At 40.2% G+C, this 17,007-nt stretch carries 16 protein-coding genes; 11 read left to right on the top strand and 5 right to left on the bottom strand.

Annotated features, from left to right (window positions below; all coding sequences use genetic code 11):
- Positions 1–17: 17 nt before the first annotated feature.
- The 4 genes from BUA17_RS19415 to BUA17_RS19400 form a co-directional block, all read right to left on the bottom strand.
- Positions 18–1,340 (bottom strand): amidohydrolase family protein, encoded by a 1,323-nt coding sequence (locus tag BUA17_RS19415; RefSeq protein ID WP_072734661.1) that lies wholly within the window; start codon positions 1,338–1,340, stop codon positions 18–20.
- 195 nt (positions 1,341–1,535) lie between these two features.
- Positions 1,536–2,147, bottom strand: coding sequence for a TetR/AcrR family transcriptional regulator (locus BUA17_RS19410; RefSeq protein WP_072734660.1), 612 nt, complete (start codon positions 2,145–2,147; stop codon positions 1,536–1,538).
- A 194-nt stretch (positions 2,148–2,341) separates the two neighbouring features.
- Positions 2,342–2,683, bottom strand: coding sequence for a hypothetical protein (locus tag BUA17_RS19405; protein ID WP_072734659.1), 342 nt, complete (start codon positions 2,681–2,683; stop codon positions 2,342–2,344).
- Positions 2,684–2,708: 25 nt separating this feature from the next.
- On the bottom strand, positions 2,709–3,983 hold the full coding sequence (locus tag BUA17_RS19400) for a hypothetical protein (RefSeq protein ID WP_072734658.1): 1,275 nt from the start codon (positions 3,981–3,983) through the stop codon (positions 2,709–2,711).
- A 375-nt stretch (positions 3,984–4,358) separates the two neighbouring features.
- Here BUA17_RS19400 and BUA17_RS19395 point away from each other — a divergent pair, with 375 nt between their 5' ends.
- From BUA17_RS19395 to BUA17_RS19345, 11 genes are all read left to right on the top strand, one after another.
- A complete protein-coding gene (locus BUA17_RS19395) occupies positions 4,359–8,198 on the top strand; it encodes an AAA domain-containing protein (protein ID WP_072734657.1) in 3,840 nt (1,279 codons plus the stop codon).
- Positions 8,199–8,230: 32 nt separating this feature from the next.
- Complete coding sequence (locus tag BUA17_RS19390; RefSeq protein ID WP_072734656.1) at positions 8,231–8,998, top strand: hypothetical protein; 768 nt, start codon at positions 8,231–8,233, stop codon at positions 8,996–8,998.
- Between the two features lie 48 nt (positions 8,999–9,046).
- Positions 9,047–9,838 (top strand): hypothetical protein, encoded by a 792-nt coding sequence (locus tag BUA17_RS19385; RefSeq protein WP_139295697.1) that lies wholly within the window; start codon positions 9,047–9,049, stop codon positions 9,836–9,838.
- 102 nt (positions 9,839–9,940) lie between these two features.
- The gene (locus tag BUA17_RS19380) at positions 9,941–10,210 is read left to right on the top strand and encodes a hypothetical protein (RefSeq protein ID WP_072734654.1); all 270 of its coding nucleotides are present in this window, start codon (positions 9,941–9,943) and stop codon (positions 10,208–10,210) included.
- A 198-nt stretch (positions 10,211–10,408) separates the two neighbouring features.
- Positions 10,409–11,446: an ROK family protein gene (locus BUA17_RS19375; RefSeq protein WP_063565329.1), complete on the top strand. Its 1,038-nt coding sequence runs from the start codon at positions 10,409–10,411 to the stop codon at positions 11,444–11,446.
- A gap of 96 nt (positions 11,447–11,542) precedes the next feature.
- Positions 11,543–12,742, top strand: a complete 1,200-nt coding sequence (locus tag BUA17_RS19370) for an MFS transporter (RefSeq protein WP_097115841.1) — start codon at positions 11,543–11,545, stop codon at positions 12,740–12,742.
- 186 nt (positions 12,743–12,928) lie between these two features.
- Entirely contained in the window at positions 12,929–13,891 is a 963-nt protein-coding gene (locus BUA17_RS19365; protein ID WP_072734652.1) for a phosphatidylinositol-specific phospholipase C/glycerophosphodiester phosphodiesterase family protein, read from the top strand.
- Complete coding sequence (locus BUA17_RS19360) at positions 13,878–14,576, top strand: response regulator transcription factor (protein ID WP_072734651.1); 699 nt, start codon at positions 13,878–13,880, stop codon at positions 14,574–14,576. The genes BUA17_RS19365 and BUA17_RS19360 overlap by 14 nt, the downstream gene beginning before the upstream one ends.
- Before the next feature lie 75 nt (positions 14,577–14,651).
- The gene (locus BUA17_RS31985) at positions 14,652–14,792 is read left to right on the top strand and encodes a histidine kinase dimerization/phospho-acceptor domain-containing protein (RefSeq protein WP_139295696.1); all 141 of its coding nucleotides are present in this window, start codon (positions 14,652–14,654) and stop codon (positions 14,790–14,792) included.
- 64 nt (positions 14,793–14,856) lie between these two features.
- On the top strand, positions 14,857–15,342 hold the full coding sequence (locus BUA17_RS19350) for an ATP-binding protein (protein ID WP_139295703.1): 486 nt from the start codon (positions 14,857–14,859) through the stop codon (positions 15,340–15,342).
- Between the two features lie 356 nt (positions 15,343–15,698).
- A complete protein-coding gene (locus BUA17_RS19345; protein WP_072734649.1) occupies positions 15,699–15,935 on the top strand; it encodes a transcriptional regulator in 237 nt (78 codons plus the stop codon).
- 187 nt (positions 15,936–16,122) lie between these two features.
- Here BUA17_RS19345 and BUA17_RS19340 read toward each other — a convergent pair whose 3' ends face one another.
- The gene (locus tag BUA17_RS19340; RefSeq protein WP_072734648.1) at positions 16,123–16,671 is read right to left on the bottom strand and encodes a hypothetical protein; all 549 of its coding nucleotides are present in this window, start codon (positions 16,669–16,671) and stop codon (positions 16,123–16,125) included.
- Positions 16,672–17,007 lie beyond the last annotated feature (336 nt).

Here is a 17,007-nt window from a genome sequence, read left to right as displayed (position 1 = left end):
AGATTTCACTCCTGAATTCACCAAACTGAGTTTAGAACATCGTCGACTTCTTTGATTCTTGTGACAGATGGTGTTTGAATTAGATTTCCCTTAACCATGACCATAGAGATGTCCGATAAGGCCTCAATATGTTCTAGCGGATTTTGCTCCATGACAATCAGATCGGCATGTTTCCCGATATCGACCGTCCCTGTAACATCGTCAACACCGAGGATCTTCGCATTGGTTCGAGTCACCATGTCGATGACCTGCTTGTTGTTCAGGTTGGCCTGTCTCATGTAGTGATCCATCTCTCTCCACATATCATAGTGAGTCACGTAAGGCATGGCGGCATCGGTGCCGATCCCGATGGTGATGTCATTTTCGATCGCTTGTTTTACACCTTTGAGCATGGAATCGTAGACGAGTCTGGAATTCTCTTTTACCGTTGCACTTACCTTTGTTACGCTGGTATCCAGTGAAGCGGATGGATAGGCAGCTTGCAGGGTGGGGATGAGTGCGGTGTAGCCATTCAGGGCATTGGGATTATTTTTGTACAAATGAATGATTTCGTCGTCCATCTCCGAACCGTGCTCAATGGTATCAACGCCACCTTGTAACGCAACTCTTACGCCTTCCGTGCTCTCCACATGCGCTGCCACCCGCAAACCAATCTTATGCGCTTCATGGCAGATCGCCGCAACTTCGTCCACCGTCATCTGTAAACGTCCAGCTTCGCCCACCATCTTCGCATCCGTCACGCCACCCGTCACACAGATTTTGATCAGATCAACGCCGTGTTTCACATTGATCCGTACATTTCTTCGTGCTTCCCACGGGGAGTCGCCAACCAGAGCCAGGAATGGAGCACCGTGTCCGCCCGTTACACTTAGGAAAAACCCGGAGACAAGCAGATTGGGGCCGACAAAGTCACCGTTGTTAATCTCATCCCGCAGCTGGACGTCCGTGTAAAAGAATTCCCCCACACTGCGCATCGTCGTCACACCCGCATGGAGTGCGGTCAGCGCGTTGCGTTTCATTCGTTTTTTCAAAACGTTTCTGCCAAACTTGGTGTTCAATATTCGATCATAGGCAAACTGCAACAAGCCTTCACTGACCGAGAGACTGAAAGGTTTACCGTCTGCAAAGAGATGTACGTGGGCGTTAATCAGTCCAGGCATTACGTATTTCCCTGAGAGGTCGATCGTTGTGTAGTGACTAGGGATATTCAGCTCGTGATCTCGGCCGATATCCTGAATGAGACCTTGCTCATTGACGAGAATGGTCATGTTTTTTTGCAGATTGCGGCTTGAGTCGCCGTGGATCAGATTAACGTTTTTCAATGCGTATGCGGTGTTCATATGGTGTACCTCCTTAGAAAGTGGGTGAGGTGATAGTTAGGGTAACAAAGATACCTATTTCAATAATGAATAAATAATTCATTTTTAGGTTAAAAAAATAGGCTGATATATGATGAAGTTTTTTGCGTGCAAACCAAGTGAAGTTGATCTGATCTGCACGGTTTGTCTACCCGGCATAAATGATGAGATGGAGCGTTATTCGTTGAGACTCTTCATACCGTACAGTCTGTAGACATACAACGCTTCGAAAATTTGCTTCCGGCTGTCCTCACTCATATCCCGCTTCAATAGATCCAGGTTCATGTCGATCACGTTGTGCGCGAGAATGTTCAGCAAGATCAAATTCTCTTCGGTTCCGATCTCATATCGTTTATATTGATTTTTGAGATACGCCTTCTTGGTTTCGATCATCAGCTCAACAAGCTCATTTTTGGCGTTGGTGTAGATGGTACCTTTATTCTTTTTAAAGATGATCACGATCTGCTTCCGGTATTTCCGTAGTACATCTACCTGTTCCTGCAACAGCGCCGACTTTCGCTCGCTATCCGTTTCCTCGAACAAGGTCTGGTTATCAAAGTGAATCGTCTCCACCAGCACATTCTTCAGATAATCCACCAGATCCGGCGGCACGACGGCGTAGAATAGATCTTTCTTGTTCTTAAAATAAGTATAGATATTGCCCACGGAAATATTGATTTCATTCGCAATATCGCTCATCTTGGCATCGACATAGCCTTTCTCAAAAAAGACCTTGAGCGCCGCGTATTCAATTTCTTTCCTGACTTCGTCTTTCTTGGCTTGCACCATCGGGAACGACTCCTTAATAGTGAATGGTTGGTTCGTTATTAGGATAGGCTTTTTTGAGGGGGGTGTCAATGAGAAGGAGTGCAAAGGGAAGAAAGACTGCAAAAGACAAAGAGCACCGTTCTGGTGCTCTTTGTCTTTTGAACTTGACCATGTTTATTAATGAGAGGGAAGTATGAGTTTTATTGCTTTCTAAATTACATGCGCCAAGGAATTTGTGGCGTTTTATAGCGAAAAAAAGTATTCGAATCTTTTCTTACATATATCCATGGTGGGTTTGGCGGTGTACCTTTGGCCTTGTAAAGTGCTTCGCCTATATCACTTGATGCATATTCGTCAAGATCGGAAGGACTAGAATGAACTGTTCCTTGATAAGATAGTCTTTTCCCCTGTACTTCAATATTAGGTGCACCAGAGATAATTCTGTTCGTTGTATTGAGTAATCCAACTCTTCCCGAAGACCAAAGGAATAATTCACTGAGTAGTAATAAGCCAACCAACGTAAAAATGCCTATTAATATTCGTTTTTTTCTCATCATTCTTGATCTCCTTTTGAGTTATCGACTATGGTGTTACAACCCAGGTAACAACGTTAGTGTTCCAAGTTCCGTATTTGACGTAGAAATCGGAAGCGATATCGCTACTCCAATTGTTTTTTACAACAAGGTATTTTGAATTGGATTGAAAGGTTCCTCTCACAAATTCTTTATACCCAACGACAGTGACGGTGTGGTTACCAAAATAATCTTGACTCCAGTAACTCTGAAGCGTAGGCTGACCTCCTTTATATTTAATTCTCATTTTCCAAATGTCGTAATCAGGCAAGAGGCCATTTTGTACTTCAGCGTTAGGTCTTCCATTTTTTCTGAAATAGGATTGCAGTCCATCGTCGATATTATAAAAGTCAGTTAGACCCTCACCCGAACTGGTCTGTGTAGTTCCCATCTCTTTTCTTAAAGACATAACTATGTCTCTTTGGTTATTTGTAGGATTTAAAGAAGGATAACTTTTTGCAAACCACATTACAATGTTTGAGGCTGCTGTAGGTGAGCAACCAGTATACTGTCCTGATGCATAGGTCCATTGTTTCTGATTGGTAACTCCTGAGACATAAAATTTATCGATGCTGTTATATCCCGTTTCCCAAGTACTTGGATCGATATTAGTCACACCATTGCTTGGGTTACTTTGTCCTGGGCTCATAATCGTTATGTTTTTAATCGTCTCCCATTTTTCCCTGTTAGGATTATTACTTTCAACAGGTATTGGATACTCATCTTTTGGTAATTCGGTAGAAATGTGATAAGTGTCATCAATTACAAAGTCTGGTGTTTCACTATTTATCACTTTTAGAGCAAGCTTTGTTCCACCATACCATACCAAATGCTGGTCAATAATTGTGCTTGTGCTTAAATTTGCTTTAGAGGCAAGAGATTGAATTTCTTTTTGGTCCAATTCTTCTACGATGGAACTTCCTTCTGTGGTCCACATTTGAATAGGTTCTTCATCCAGAAAAGCACTTACAATGACATAGCCTTGGGGTTGGCCTGCTTCCCCAATTAACGAAACTTGATATGCCACATGATTGCCAGAAGGGTCATATACATACTCTACATCTGCTGTGAGTGTATCTGTTGTCCACACATCCGCAGAACCCAAAGAGATCTCATCTAATACTAAGGAAGCAGCCGCTTTCTTTGCAGAAATAACATCTACCATTTTGTTGGAGTCAAACTCAGAAGTTAAGTTGTTCTGATCAGCATATGATATGCCAGTAACTGAAAAAAACAGCGTAAACACTAACAAAAATCCAGTAAGTGAACAGAAAAGCTTTTTCAAATGAATCCCTCCAAATTTTTAATGATTACGATAAGAATTTTCTTGATCTTTCCCCTCTCGATAATGTAAACGGAAACCAGTGAGTAAAAGTTGAATAATAATCATTTAATTCATAATTTTGTAATAAATGAAGGGAATAAACTCCTGAAACTAAATTTTTACAATAATTTGCGATCTTTCTTATAGCGAAAAGAAGTAAAATATGCATATGCAAAATGAAGCATTTGTCCTAGTTAATATAAGGCTCAAATAGACATGCAAGATAGTATATTAGGTGTAATCCAGAAAAGATAAGAGTCTTATATCCTATATTTAACAAATCGTATATAATAAGCGTGGTAATGAAGGTATATGGTTATTGATGGAGGCGATTAAGTGTTAGATAGTAAGAATGTACTTCGGTATTTTGTTGAATATGAAAAGAAAACAGTGCTGATGGGAAACTCATTAAGCCAAGTAGAAGGAGAACTATTCAGCAGTGAGATTCTCAATGATTCTGACCGAATGGAGCAAATTGTTCAGGATAAACGGAAGGGAGATATATTTAAAAAAATATCATCTTACCCTGATATTAAAGATCATTTGAATAAAGGAACATATACAGAAGATGAGCTGAACAGTGAGATTGAACTTGCTGTTTCTGGTACGAAGTCCATAGAGGAGTTTCTGTCAGGCGTCCCTTTTAAATATAAGGATAACAGGACAAATACGGAAAATTTTATTTCTAACTTGTTGGATAGCTCTATAACGATTTGTTATCCACTTTTGAAAAAGGCGACATACAAAGAGACTTCAACCAAACCCTTAATCACGTTTATTGGACGTATAGAAGAACAGAAATTAAAGGTAGATCAATTTTATATTAATCGTGAAAGCTTGGGTATTATTGTTGCAAAATTGACAAACAGTTCTACATTTGAGGTAGAGGAAATCGAGAAAGAAAATTTAATGGAGTTAATGGACGCAAATACGTACAATCAACAACAAGACATACATGAAATTATTAAGATTTTAAATGATGAGCTATATGCAAGATATTATAAAAACCTAAGAGACTTTAAAAGTTATGAAGGTTGGCAGATGCTCAATCAAGCCTTTATTACATTTGAGATGTTGGAGGAAATGATCAGACCGATCTTCCAAAAAGAAATAGAACGTATTCTTGAACTTACAACAAACGAATCTCCACTGCCTGAACTTCTTAATACTTATTTAACTGGTGGACAGAGCACCACAGCATACCTTAAAGAAAATACAGGTCGATATTTCCATCGCGGTAGTTACACGAAGACCTATTCAATTAACGAGAAACAGTGGCATATTATTGAGGCTGCTAATAACCACACTTTGTTATCAGTGAACGGACCACCGGGGACTGGGAAAAGTACATTGCTTAAAGAAATATTTGCAAATAATATGGTGATGAAGGCAAAAACGCTGACAGATCTGTGGGAAAAGCCATGGGAGAAGTTCACAGAGAGAAGTAAAGAGCTATACCGGATTCCATTTGAGATAGATGATAGAACATTCTCTATGGTGCTCACAAGTACCAATAATAAAGCTGTAGATAATATTGGACTAGAGTTGCTTAAGGAAGTGCCCTACTTTGAAGAGTTTGTTAAAAAGAAAACGGATGACGAAGAAACAAAAGGCTTCTTTTGTGCAAGGTTAGGCAACACCACAAATAAGACGGCATTCATGAAAGAATTTATTCCCGATTTCGTTGAAGGTTTAGAAGCGGCTGAAGCTCGGACAATGGATGTGACTGCAAAAGAGCAATTTATCTCTGCGTATCAAGAATTGGAACACCTACATAAACATATTGAGAAGTGGGGCGCGGCAAAAGAGGAATTATATCGTTATTTTGCAGATCAGGGCAGAGTATTAAATGACCCAGAGAGTGAACTATCTGTATATATTATGGACATAGAAACTACAAATGGAAAATTAAACGATCTTGTCAATACTATGGATAATTTAAGAAAGACGGTTCATGAACGAAACCATACAATTAGAGACTTGAACGTTCAGATTGAAGCTACAGAATCGGACCTAACTGAACATGTTACATGGATTAAAGAAGGATATCAGACGTTGGAAAAGTTTCGATCATGGAACAAGAATGCTTGGCTAGGATGGTTTTTACCTAAACGTAGAGCGTTTCTCAAAGAGCATGTTTCCGAGGGTTATATTGAGGACCAATTAATTAAGAAGAATGAGAAAGAAGAAGAGGAGTTAAGAACAACATTACGTCTCAAACAATCGGAGCAAGATTACCAGACAGCAGAGATCTTAGTCCTGAAGGGGGAATTACAAGAACTGGAGCAACAACGACTAATATGTAAACAAAAGATCCAGCTTCTTGGTGAGTTCATAGGAAAACTGGATGAATTTTTGTCGTTGGAGCGAGAGTTTGCTATTCAATGGGGATTCCAGGATGTTTCAAAATATAGCATGTTTGATTTTGCATCGGATCGAGTTGTTCTGGAGAAAAGACACGAACTCTTTCAGTACTCGTTGAAAGTAACTGAGCAGTACGTGAAGTTACATGCGGAAGAAATTTTGCACAATCTTAAAATGGTATGTCAGGAGAAGTGGTTTCAACCCTTTTACAATGAAGGGAATAAACGTGACAGGGAATATAGCAAAGGGATTAAGGCGCTATGGAATACGGTGTTTTTGTGTTTTCCAGTTGTTACGTCAACACTACATTCATTTGGTGAAAGAACGTTTCAATTATTACCTGGATTAATAGATACATTGCTTGTGGATGAGGCAGGGCAGATTATGCCGCATTATTTAAGCAGTCCTCTATATCGATCTCAGAGAGCTGTGATTGTAGGCGACATTGAACAGTTAGAACCTGTAAGGGTTTTGAAAACCAACGTAATTGAAGATATCCTATCAATTCCAGAAAAATACCATGAGGAACTATGTGTACAGCGTAATAGTGCACAGAGTTACATTGATCGAAATTCAGATATTTATGAATGGGATTATCGTGGCACGAGAAAAGGGTTAATCCTTACGGAACATCGCAGATGTGAAAAAAGTATTATGCAATTTTCTAATCAACATGTATATGGGGGGATTCTGACTATTGTTAATCAGGATAACCACGAAAAACTGTTCGGAAAAAATCTAGTTGCGGTAGATGTAAGGGGCTTAAAGAACAACAGGACACATATTAATATGTCGGAAGTTAATGTCTGTCAGAGGTTGGTTGAGACTTATGTACAGCAATATGGCTTAGACATCAAGAAGGATATAGGCATTATTACACCTTTTTCGAAACAAAAAGATCAGCTACAGAGAGAAATTCCTGATGTAGATATTGGAACAGTTCATGCGTTTCAGGGACAGGAAAAAAAGATTATTATTTTCAGCTCGGTTATTGATCATTCCAAGCAAGCGGGAATTGCTTCATTTGTCGGTGGGAGAACTAATTTGCTTAATGTGGCATTGTCTCGGGCTAAAGAACAATTTGTGTTGGTAGGTAATCTTGAAGTGATCTCTGATCTCAAACAGAATCATCTCAAGCATGTGTTAGATATTATCAGAGAGAACGGAGCATGTATAAGTCCGCTTGAGGAGAAGTATCATACTGTTGCCGAAGAAATGGATGCGATGGCATTTAGCCTCTATGTTGATTCTTTAAAAGATTCTCAAGGCTTGTTTGATCCGTTTTCCTTATACATTCGTGAACATCTGCCTGAGCGTCTCATTCTCGATCCGAGAGATCATTACTTGTTGCTAATGGAAGCTTTACGTCATGCAACCAAATCGGTTGTTATTTTCTCACCTTGGATTATGTCGTCTGTAGTTAATGATGAGTTCGTAGAGTTGGTTCAGACAGCGTTAAGTAAGCAGGTGGAAGTGAGAATTGGATTTGGATATAAAGGTGGTAAAGCAGTCGGATTGGATTATATCCCGGGAATTGTAGAGAAAGATAATTCGTTTGGTGGGAACGATAAAATTGTTATTTCGATATCTAACCTGAAAGATGTGATGGGAGAATCACTCCAATATATCCCTCCGATCCATTCTAAAATTCTTTTGGTGGATGATCGTTATCTGTTCCTCGGATCACATAATTGGTTAGCCAAATCTGGCAAGAATAAAAAGAATAAGCGTGATGAGGTAAGTTGTCTGGTCACAGAAGATCGAATGATTCAATATTTGAAGGAAAGATATATTCAGGTGAAGTTGAAGTAAGGCGAATAAATTCATATAAGGAAGGTTGAAGCATGGAAGAGGTCGTGAAATATTATAAGGACAATCTGACATCTTATTCATTAGTCTATAAACACATGAAATTAACATATTATTTCAGTTTATTTATATTTGGTGTGTTTCTAATTTTAGCATATTTATTTATAATTACATTTCCTTTGTTATTAATTGGAAATTACTTGGCTAAGGGAATTTGTATTGCATTTGTAACGATATTTCTATTCTCTATATTAACTACTTCTTATATGAGTAAAAAGGCGAAAGTAGTTATACTAAATCACTATGACATTCATGTTAAAAAAGGGGGGTGGAGAACTATAGAATTTGATTCAATGCAAACTAGAATGTTCATAAATTATCTAAAATTAAACAATTTATATTCTAAAGAGAAACTACAGTTAATAGTTTCATTCACAGAAAAAAACATTGAAAGAGGAAAGACGCCTTCCTTCCTAACTCCAGGAATTTTTATTGGCTTGTTTATTCCTTTGTGGTCACAATGTGTAGTATTCATCTTCAAAGGAGTTAAGGAAACTGATTACAATGGATTGTTTTGGCTTACAATCATTCTAGTTGCAATTATTATATATTTTTCACTTATAGTTGGGACATATAAAAGCTTTTTTCATTTAAGTAAAGAATTATTTTTGTTTGAGGATGGTCTAAAAAAGAATTTTCTTCTGAAAATTGAGGATTTATTACTAAGAATATCTGATTCTGAAATTAAAGAGGATGAGCCCTATAATTTGATTTTGCGAAGAAAAGATAAAGCCCAGTCTTAATTATCAATCTATATGATTTTTATAGCTAATAAGAAAAAGGTGATAACCGTGAGGGAGAATTTCAGTCAAAAGGAGTTATTCGATCATATCGGAAAACTTCAGGATCGGGAAAGACAAAAGATAACTTCTATGGGATTGAGCAATTGGGTTCTGTTTGCAACTATAGGTGCATTAGGCTATCTTCTTTTCCCTGGAATTAGTTTAATACGTGAGAATATAACCTATACATTACTTTGCTATGTACTTTTTATGAATTTATTAGTAGCGGTTTTTGACGTTTTTAATTCTCGTTTCAGGCAAGAGAAAATTATAGATTTTAGGGATACATCAACAATTTTAGCTTTGCACGATAGTAAAATAATATTAAGAGACTTTGAGTTTCTTCAAGGTGCAATTTGTTTTATTCTAAATATTATTGTTTTATGCTATTATCCACAGTGCTGGTTAGTGTTAATCATATTTATACACAGATATTTTGGGACAATATTCTCAGCAATATACTTTTCCAATAAACCTCTACCTGAACATTTTAAGCCTAGAAGACAATATTCCAGTTACAGCATTTTTCTATTAATCATTTCTGTTCTACCGTTCCTTTTTGTTTTTGGACAAGATAATTATTTTACTGATGAAAACTTGAAACTTAGTTTGTATGGATTAGTATTAGTTTTAATTACTATGCTGTTCCAGATGCTATTTGTTATTTTCTCGAAGCGGATGAAGATCGGATGGCTAGAGACTCTTGAAAAAGAAATAATATTAAATAATTTACCAGCTAATTCTATACATGCTAGGCTCAAAGATTACTATAAATTCAGTCAGATAGATGACTACTTTTAATCAATATAAGGGATGACGGGAATCTAAATATATTGGTACGTATTCGCGTACCACATCTTTTCTATAGTTATGTTACCCTCTCCTTAATAAAGGAGTGGTGACATGACAAGTACCAACAGCGAAGAACTCTCTTCGCAGTACGCACAACTCGTTCAAGAGGAAGACGATTACGTGAGCCAACTAGTTACATGCAACAAACTCATCCTAGACGCCATGGATATCATCGCAAAACAGGCAGGTGTGCTAGAGATGGATACCGTGAAACAAGCAGCATATCACCTACATGCGATGGAACAGGATCTGAACCGAAAGCTATTTAAAGTCCGACTGGAGAAGAGCATCTTGGCAAATCAAATGAGCCAGTCTACATAAACCACCTTAACTAAAGGACAGTGCAGGATCACACAAGATGATCTTGAACTGTCTTTTTGTCTGTCCATCCAAACGTTTTTCGCCTTCAATTAAGCATTGACTTTCCCCACAAATCCCCCTACACTTCAATTATTAAAATACTTTTAAAAACATTCATTGAATGGTTCGAAATGAACGAAAGGAGGCATACAACTAACCATGTTACCCACTTCACACAACACCCAACAGGTGAAGCGCATTAATGTTGAACTTGTGAAGAATACACTGCGATCAATAGGCGTAGGCACGAAGGCTTCCATTGCAAACCTGACGAAACTCAGCGTAGCCACATGCGGCACGATCCTGAACGAGTTGCTTCAGACAGGTGAGATTATCGATCTGGGCCCAGATGAATCAAGTGGGGGAAGACCTGCAAGTCGGTATCAATTCAATGCGGACTACGCAAGTGTGCTGTGTCTGATTATTCGAACGGAGGGTGGCATTCACTCGATTACACATACACACGCCAATCTGAACGGGGAAATGACGGACGAACAGACGCTCATTTTGGATGAGATTAATGTGACTGTGGTGGAGGATTTGATTGCGAGCCTGATCGAAACGCACCACAATGTGCAGGCCATTGGCATTGGTATACCAGGGGTGGCACACGACGGTGTAATTGGCATTTGTGATGTGTCGGAGCTGGCGGGTCAACCGCTAGGGCCAAGGCTCAAGGAACAGTATGATGATGTGGAAGTGGTCATTGGTAACGACATGAATCTCACGGTGTACGGACTGTATAACCAGCAGCAATTTGAAGAAGAGAAGAACTTCGCGGTAGTTACATTTCCTGAGAACCATTTTCCTGGTGCAGGCTTTATTATTGATGGTCGTCCGCTCACAGGGAACACGCAATTTGGGGGCGAGGTATCTTTTCTACCTTTTGGCGTGTCACGGGAAGAACAGCTACGGATGTTGAAAACAGCGGGAGGGTTGCAGGAACTGGTGGTACAGACACTGGTATCCATTATTGCGATCATTAATCCGGCAACGATTGTGGTAACAGGGGATACGATGGACCCGGCTATGCGGGATGGCCTGACGCAAGGTTGTCTGGATCGAATGATTCCATTGGAGCATATGCCGGAGTTGATTATCCAGAGAGACACACGACGTGAATACCTCACTGGGGTGGTCGCTGTTACGTTGGAGAGCCTGACTTATCGCATCCAACTGATCGAGAAGCAATGGTAGTCAACCACATTTTATGGCACCTTAATGGAGGAACTTAATTTGAATCAGCAAGCAGGTACAGAAGGAAACAAGAAAAAGTTCAACAAGCTTTACGCCATGCAACTGGCAACGATTTTTCTGGGATTTATCGTATTTGGTATATCTGAAAATATTAAGGGACCAGCCATTCCGCGAATTCAATTCGACTTCAATCTGGATGAGAAACAGCTCGGGACGTTATTGTCCCTGAATGCACTGGGGTACCTGATCGCCTGCTCCTTCACCGCCATCCTAGTTCGCAAATGGGGCATTAAGGCAGTTAGCATCATTTCGTTTGCATCAATGATACTCTCGGGTGTGTTCATTTACGTATCTCATACATATCCACTCTTTGCTTCATCTTACTTCTTCATGTACATCGGAAACGGCATGCTGGAGATTGCGCTGGCGATTCTGGGGGCGCGAATCTTTGTGAAAAACACAGGTACGATGATGAACCTGTCCCATTTCTTCTATGGGCTGAGTTCAACGGTAGCGCCTTTGCTGGCAACAGGTGTGATGTCGTTGCACGTGTTTGGTCACGAACTAGACTGGCGCGGTATGTATCTGGTGATGTTGTCACTCTGTATGCTGCCGATTATTGCGGCGCTGCGCAGCAAGTTTCCGGGGGATGATCTTCCTCATGAAGATCGGACTTCACTGAAGACGTTAACACGTGATCCAGCCATCTGGCTGATGGTGCTCATTCTTTCTTTTGGCGTGGTATCAGAACTGGCGGTTGGGGGTTGGCTCGTTAACTTTCTGGAGAAAGCCTACACGTGGGACACGGTCAAAGCATCTGGGCTGCTGTCTGCGTTCTTCCTCAGCTTCTCGTTGGGACGTCTGCTGCTAGGGCCGCTTACGGACCGGATCGGATTCGTTTTGTCGTTGATTCTGTTCTCTGCTTTTTCGGCGGTATGTACGTTTGTCGCCATTGCAGGCGGAGAGGGGCTGGCATTCTTCTTTGCCGTATCGGGAGCGGGTATTGCGATGATCTATCCAACAGTCATGGCATTTATCGCACGCAGATATCCGAACGGCAGTGACACTGCGATTACGTTCACAGTTACCTTGATGGGGATTGGTAGTGTCATCGGTAACTATGTGATTGGCTGGGTCATTGAAGGTGTGAAGAATATGTACGGTCCAACGACTCAGTTGGGGCTGCTGCGCGGTCTTCAGGCGGGGTATGGATTCATCGGTTTATGTGCAGTGATCTGTGCGGCGTCGGGTGTGGTACTGTTTGTGTATTTGAAACGGAAGCAGGAACTGATCTAGTTATCATTCTAATGGATATGAATAGCGCAAGATGATATGGGAATTCTCGTTTTGGCAAACGGGGATTCTTTTTTATATGGATTTCAATGCATACAAACTTCATAAATTCATTCGTTTTTATACCAGTCCTTCTTCATTTGAGTCCTGTAGTATGACTTACATCGGGATAACAAAGGAGCAGAACGAATGAAGAAGACGAGTATGTTAAGCTTATTCATAGTCATTACGGCTGGAATGATCTGGTGCAGCTGGGGCCTTGTTTGGTCAGGTCAGAATCAGCCGGCCTCTACAGCTGGCACCAGCGGCTGGCAGGGAAATAGGCTTATTGCACATGCATTTGGAGGAGTCAACGGCGCTAGCTACACAAATTCTTATGAGGCATTTATAACCAATTACAATAGAGGGTACCGTTTGTTCGAGGTTGATCTTGTGCAGACGACGGACGGGGAGCTTGTAGCCAGACATGATTGGTCTCACAGGCTGCAGCCTGATTTGGCTGCTCATCGCGGACGAAACGTAACAACGCTTCAGTTTGCAAACTCGCTTATCATGGGCAGATTCCACCCGCTTACACTGCCGGACATACTGCAGCTGATGCAGCAATATCCTGATTTTGACTTAATCGTGGATACGAAAGCAGGCAGTAAAGAGCAAATTCAGCAGCAGTTTGCGCATCTAGTCAATGAAGCGCACCGTACGGATCCTGCACTGCTCAACCGGATTATTCCTGAAATTTTCAGCCCGGAAATGTATGACACGGTTATGGGAATCTACCCCTTTCCAAACAAAATGTATTCACTTTACAAAACTGGTGCCTCTGCCGAAAGTATTGTAGAATTCGTAAGGGACAAACATATGACAGCGGTTGCCATGCCTGTATACCGCGTGTATCTCAACCCCAATCTAGTACCAGCACTAAATAAGTTTGGGGTAAAAAGCTATGTTCACACCGTCAACCGCAGACCGGTTATGCAGATTCTGGACAGGTTCGGGGTGCATGGATTTTACACGGATCAGGAAGAATCACCGGAAGAGCTGATGCTTGCAGACGTTCCCCCCGGCCATGTTGATTTTCCGGGATACATGAGTTCCGGATGGGCAAGTATAAGAAATATCGTGATGAAGGTGAGAAATAATGGCTATAAATAACATTCTTGTTGTAGACGATGAACCGGAAATTCGAGAAGCGCTCGTTATTTACTTGAAAAGCGATGATGTGGATGTATTAACGGCCTCTAACGGATTGGAGGCGCTGGAAATCCTAGAACAAGAAACCATTCATCTTATTATCATGGACAACATGATGCCACAGCTCGATGGAATTAAAACGACATTTAAAATTCGTGAAAACAAAAATATACCGATCATTATGCTTTCCGCCAAATCGGAAGATAGCGACAAGATTTTGGGACTCAACGTTGGGGCCGATGACTATATTACGAAGCCGTTCAATCCGCTAGAGCTAATCGCTAGAGTCCGATCTCAGCTGCGTCGGTTTACGAATTTAGGTTCCTTCCAGTCAAACGGGGAAGAGATCATTCAAGTAAGAGGACTCGTGCTGAACAAAAGCTCGAAAACTGTTGAGGTAGATGGAGAGGACGTCAGACTGACCCCGAAGGAAAACAAAATTTTGGAGCTGCTGATGGAGAACAAGGGCAGAGTTTTCTCGATCGAAGAGATTTATGAGCGCGTGTGGAATGAACTGATCTTCGCTTCAGAGAATACGGTTGCCGTACATGTGAGAAATATTCGTGAAAAAATTGAAATCAATCCCAAAGACCCAAAATATTTAAAGGTGGTATGGGGAATTGGATACAAAATTGAGAAAAAGTAAAGCAGATCGGAAGGTTTCAATCGACCTTATTGTCATCATTGTTGCCGCGATCTTAAAAGCGCGCTGGAGAATCAAATGAAGAGTGAACGGTTAAAAACAGAGCTGATTACCAACGTATCACATGATTTGAAGACCCCGCTTACTTCTATTATCAACTATGTCGATTTATTAAAAAAAAGAAGATCTGTCTACGGAGACATCCCGAGCCTATATTGAAACCCTGGACCGGAAGGTGCTACGGCTGAAGCTGTTGATAGAAGACCTGTTCGAAATCTCAAAGATGGCCAGCGGTACAGTAGAGCTGGATATGGAGTACGTCGATGTCGCAACCTTGTTAACACAGGCGATTGCCGAGACCAATACCAGTATGGGACAAGCGTCGCTCGTGATTCGGGAGAGGATCGCGAAATTCCCGATCCATGCACATTTGGACGGCAATAAAATTTGGCGTGTCTTCGAAAATTTAATTGGCAACGCGCAGAAATATTCGCTTCCAGGCACCAGAATCTATATTTATTTGGACGAGTCTGATGATATGGAATTATTTAAAATTCAAAACACAGCTGCTTATGAAATTGATTTTGCTGCGGAAGAATTGTTCGAGCGTTTCAAAAGAGCAGACGTATCCCGCCAGACAGAAGGCTCCGGACTAGGGCTGTCCATTGTGAAAAGCATCGTTGAGCTGCACGGCGGGGAGATCAAAATTGAAATTCATGGCGATCAATTCAACGTTATTCTGCATTTGCCCAAGCAGCGCTTAATATAAACGTCATAAAACTAAGTTAACCCTCAATGCTCCTTTTCAGGATGCATGAGGGTTAACTTATCTTCAGGCTCTCTTCCAGCCCAACTAGAAGCATAGCGAATCAGATATTACCCTTTGCAAAAGAGAATGGGATCACAATTATGGGATATTCACCATTTGGATTTGCTCCTCATTTACATACATTGGGTATGAAAGGTTTTCCTGAAGTGGGTTCAATAGAAAGAATGGGAATTAGAAAAAGATGATATTGACCAGATTGAGAATCTCTTCCCATTTGTAAAAATGGAAGTATATTCACGCTGGCAGTGGATTACGCTTAAGGTTAAATATGTTCTTATAAGGGAGGTCATCGTTTCTTGAAATTTGAATTAGGGCGTTGCTTACTGAATGAACGATTGATGGAATCCGGAAGGTCAGCGGAATGGCTGGCCAAAGAATTGCTTTTTAAACCGGAACGAGTTTACGACTTTATTGAGAACAAAAGAGTGATGCCACTCAAAATTGCCATATCGATCGCTGATTCCATCGGTTGTGATGTTCGGGCCTTGTATGAGTTAATTCCGAATGATGTAACTAAGAAATTATTACGTTAACGGGAAAGGCTAGTTGAATAAAGACAAAAAGGCATCCGATCAATGTTGAACTGCACCTCCCATTGCCAGGTGGTATCTAACAACAATTGGAGTGTAGTTCAATTCTGATCGGCTACTTTCGTTCCCTAATTGGTAGGATAGTTATTTCTTAAAATACAAAAAAAGCCGCAACCGCGGCTCAAATAAATTAGAAATTAAGATGTAGTAATGGTTTAATATGCTCAGTTGCCGCATTAAACTTATCCGCAAATTCCTTCGAATTTTCGTATTCTTTTGGCAAGTTATTCAGGAATAATTTGACCTGTTTGACCACTTTCATGCGTACTTCAGAATCTGCACGATTACCTTTTAATTGATCTCTTACAAGATAACCATATTCCCCCCTAAATATTAAAAAGTCATTGATGAGAACATTTAGTTCAGGAAAAGTTTTAGTATTTTCTTTTAAGAGAGTTAATTGGTCATTCACTAAAATAATGGAAGTATAGACATCAAACATTTGCTCAACTTCATTATTAGTCTCTATCTCACTGGTTTGAGAAAGTGTATCATCCAATTTCTGTACTCTCGCAACAAAACCAGTATAATAATTCGAATTAACCTCAACTTCTTTCTTAGTGTATAAGCTTTCAATTAAAATAAAAGTTGAAGCAATGATCAAGAGAACGACAACAACGATGATGATTTTAGAATATTTTTTCTTCATCATTAATTCAACGCGTGGTATTTTCTGCAATTTAGTATACCTCTATAATATTTTTGTTATGTACACAACATTAGCGATACTCCCACAAAAAAAGGGAACAGATCTATCTGTACAATTTACCATTTATATGGAATCGAATTGCAATAATCTATCATGTTTTGTAAAGGACATAGGTTGTGAAGCTCGATATGGACAACTCTACCTTACTGAATTCTTATATACACTTAGATCCGGATAAATTCAGATTTATAGGTCAGATATCTACAGAACACGGAACTTTTGCATGGGCAGAGAAACAGACGGTTTTTAACGAATCTGAAATAGCCCGCCAATTAAATCAAATTAACGATAAGACTAAACAATTAA

Source organism: Paenibacillus sp. ov031 (genome assembly GCF_900143165.1).
GTDB classification, from domain to species: Bacteria; Bacillota; Bacilli; order Paenibacillales; family Paenibacillaceae; genus Paenibacillus; species Paenibacillus marchantiae.
Note: the sequence above shows the minus strand (reverse complement) of the source record. Positions and strands in the feature narration are given on the sequence as shown.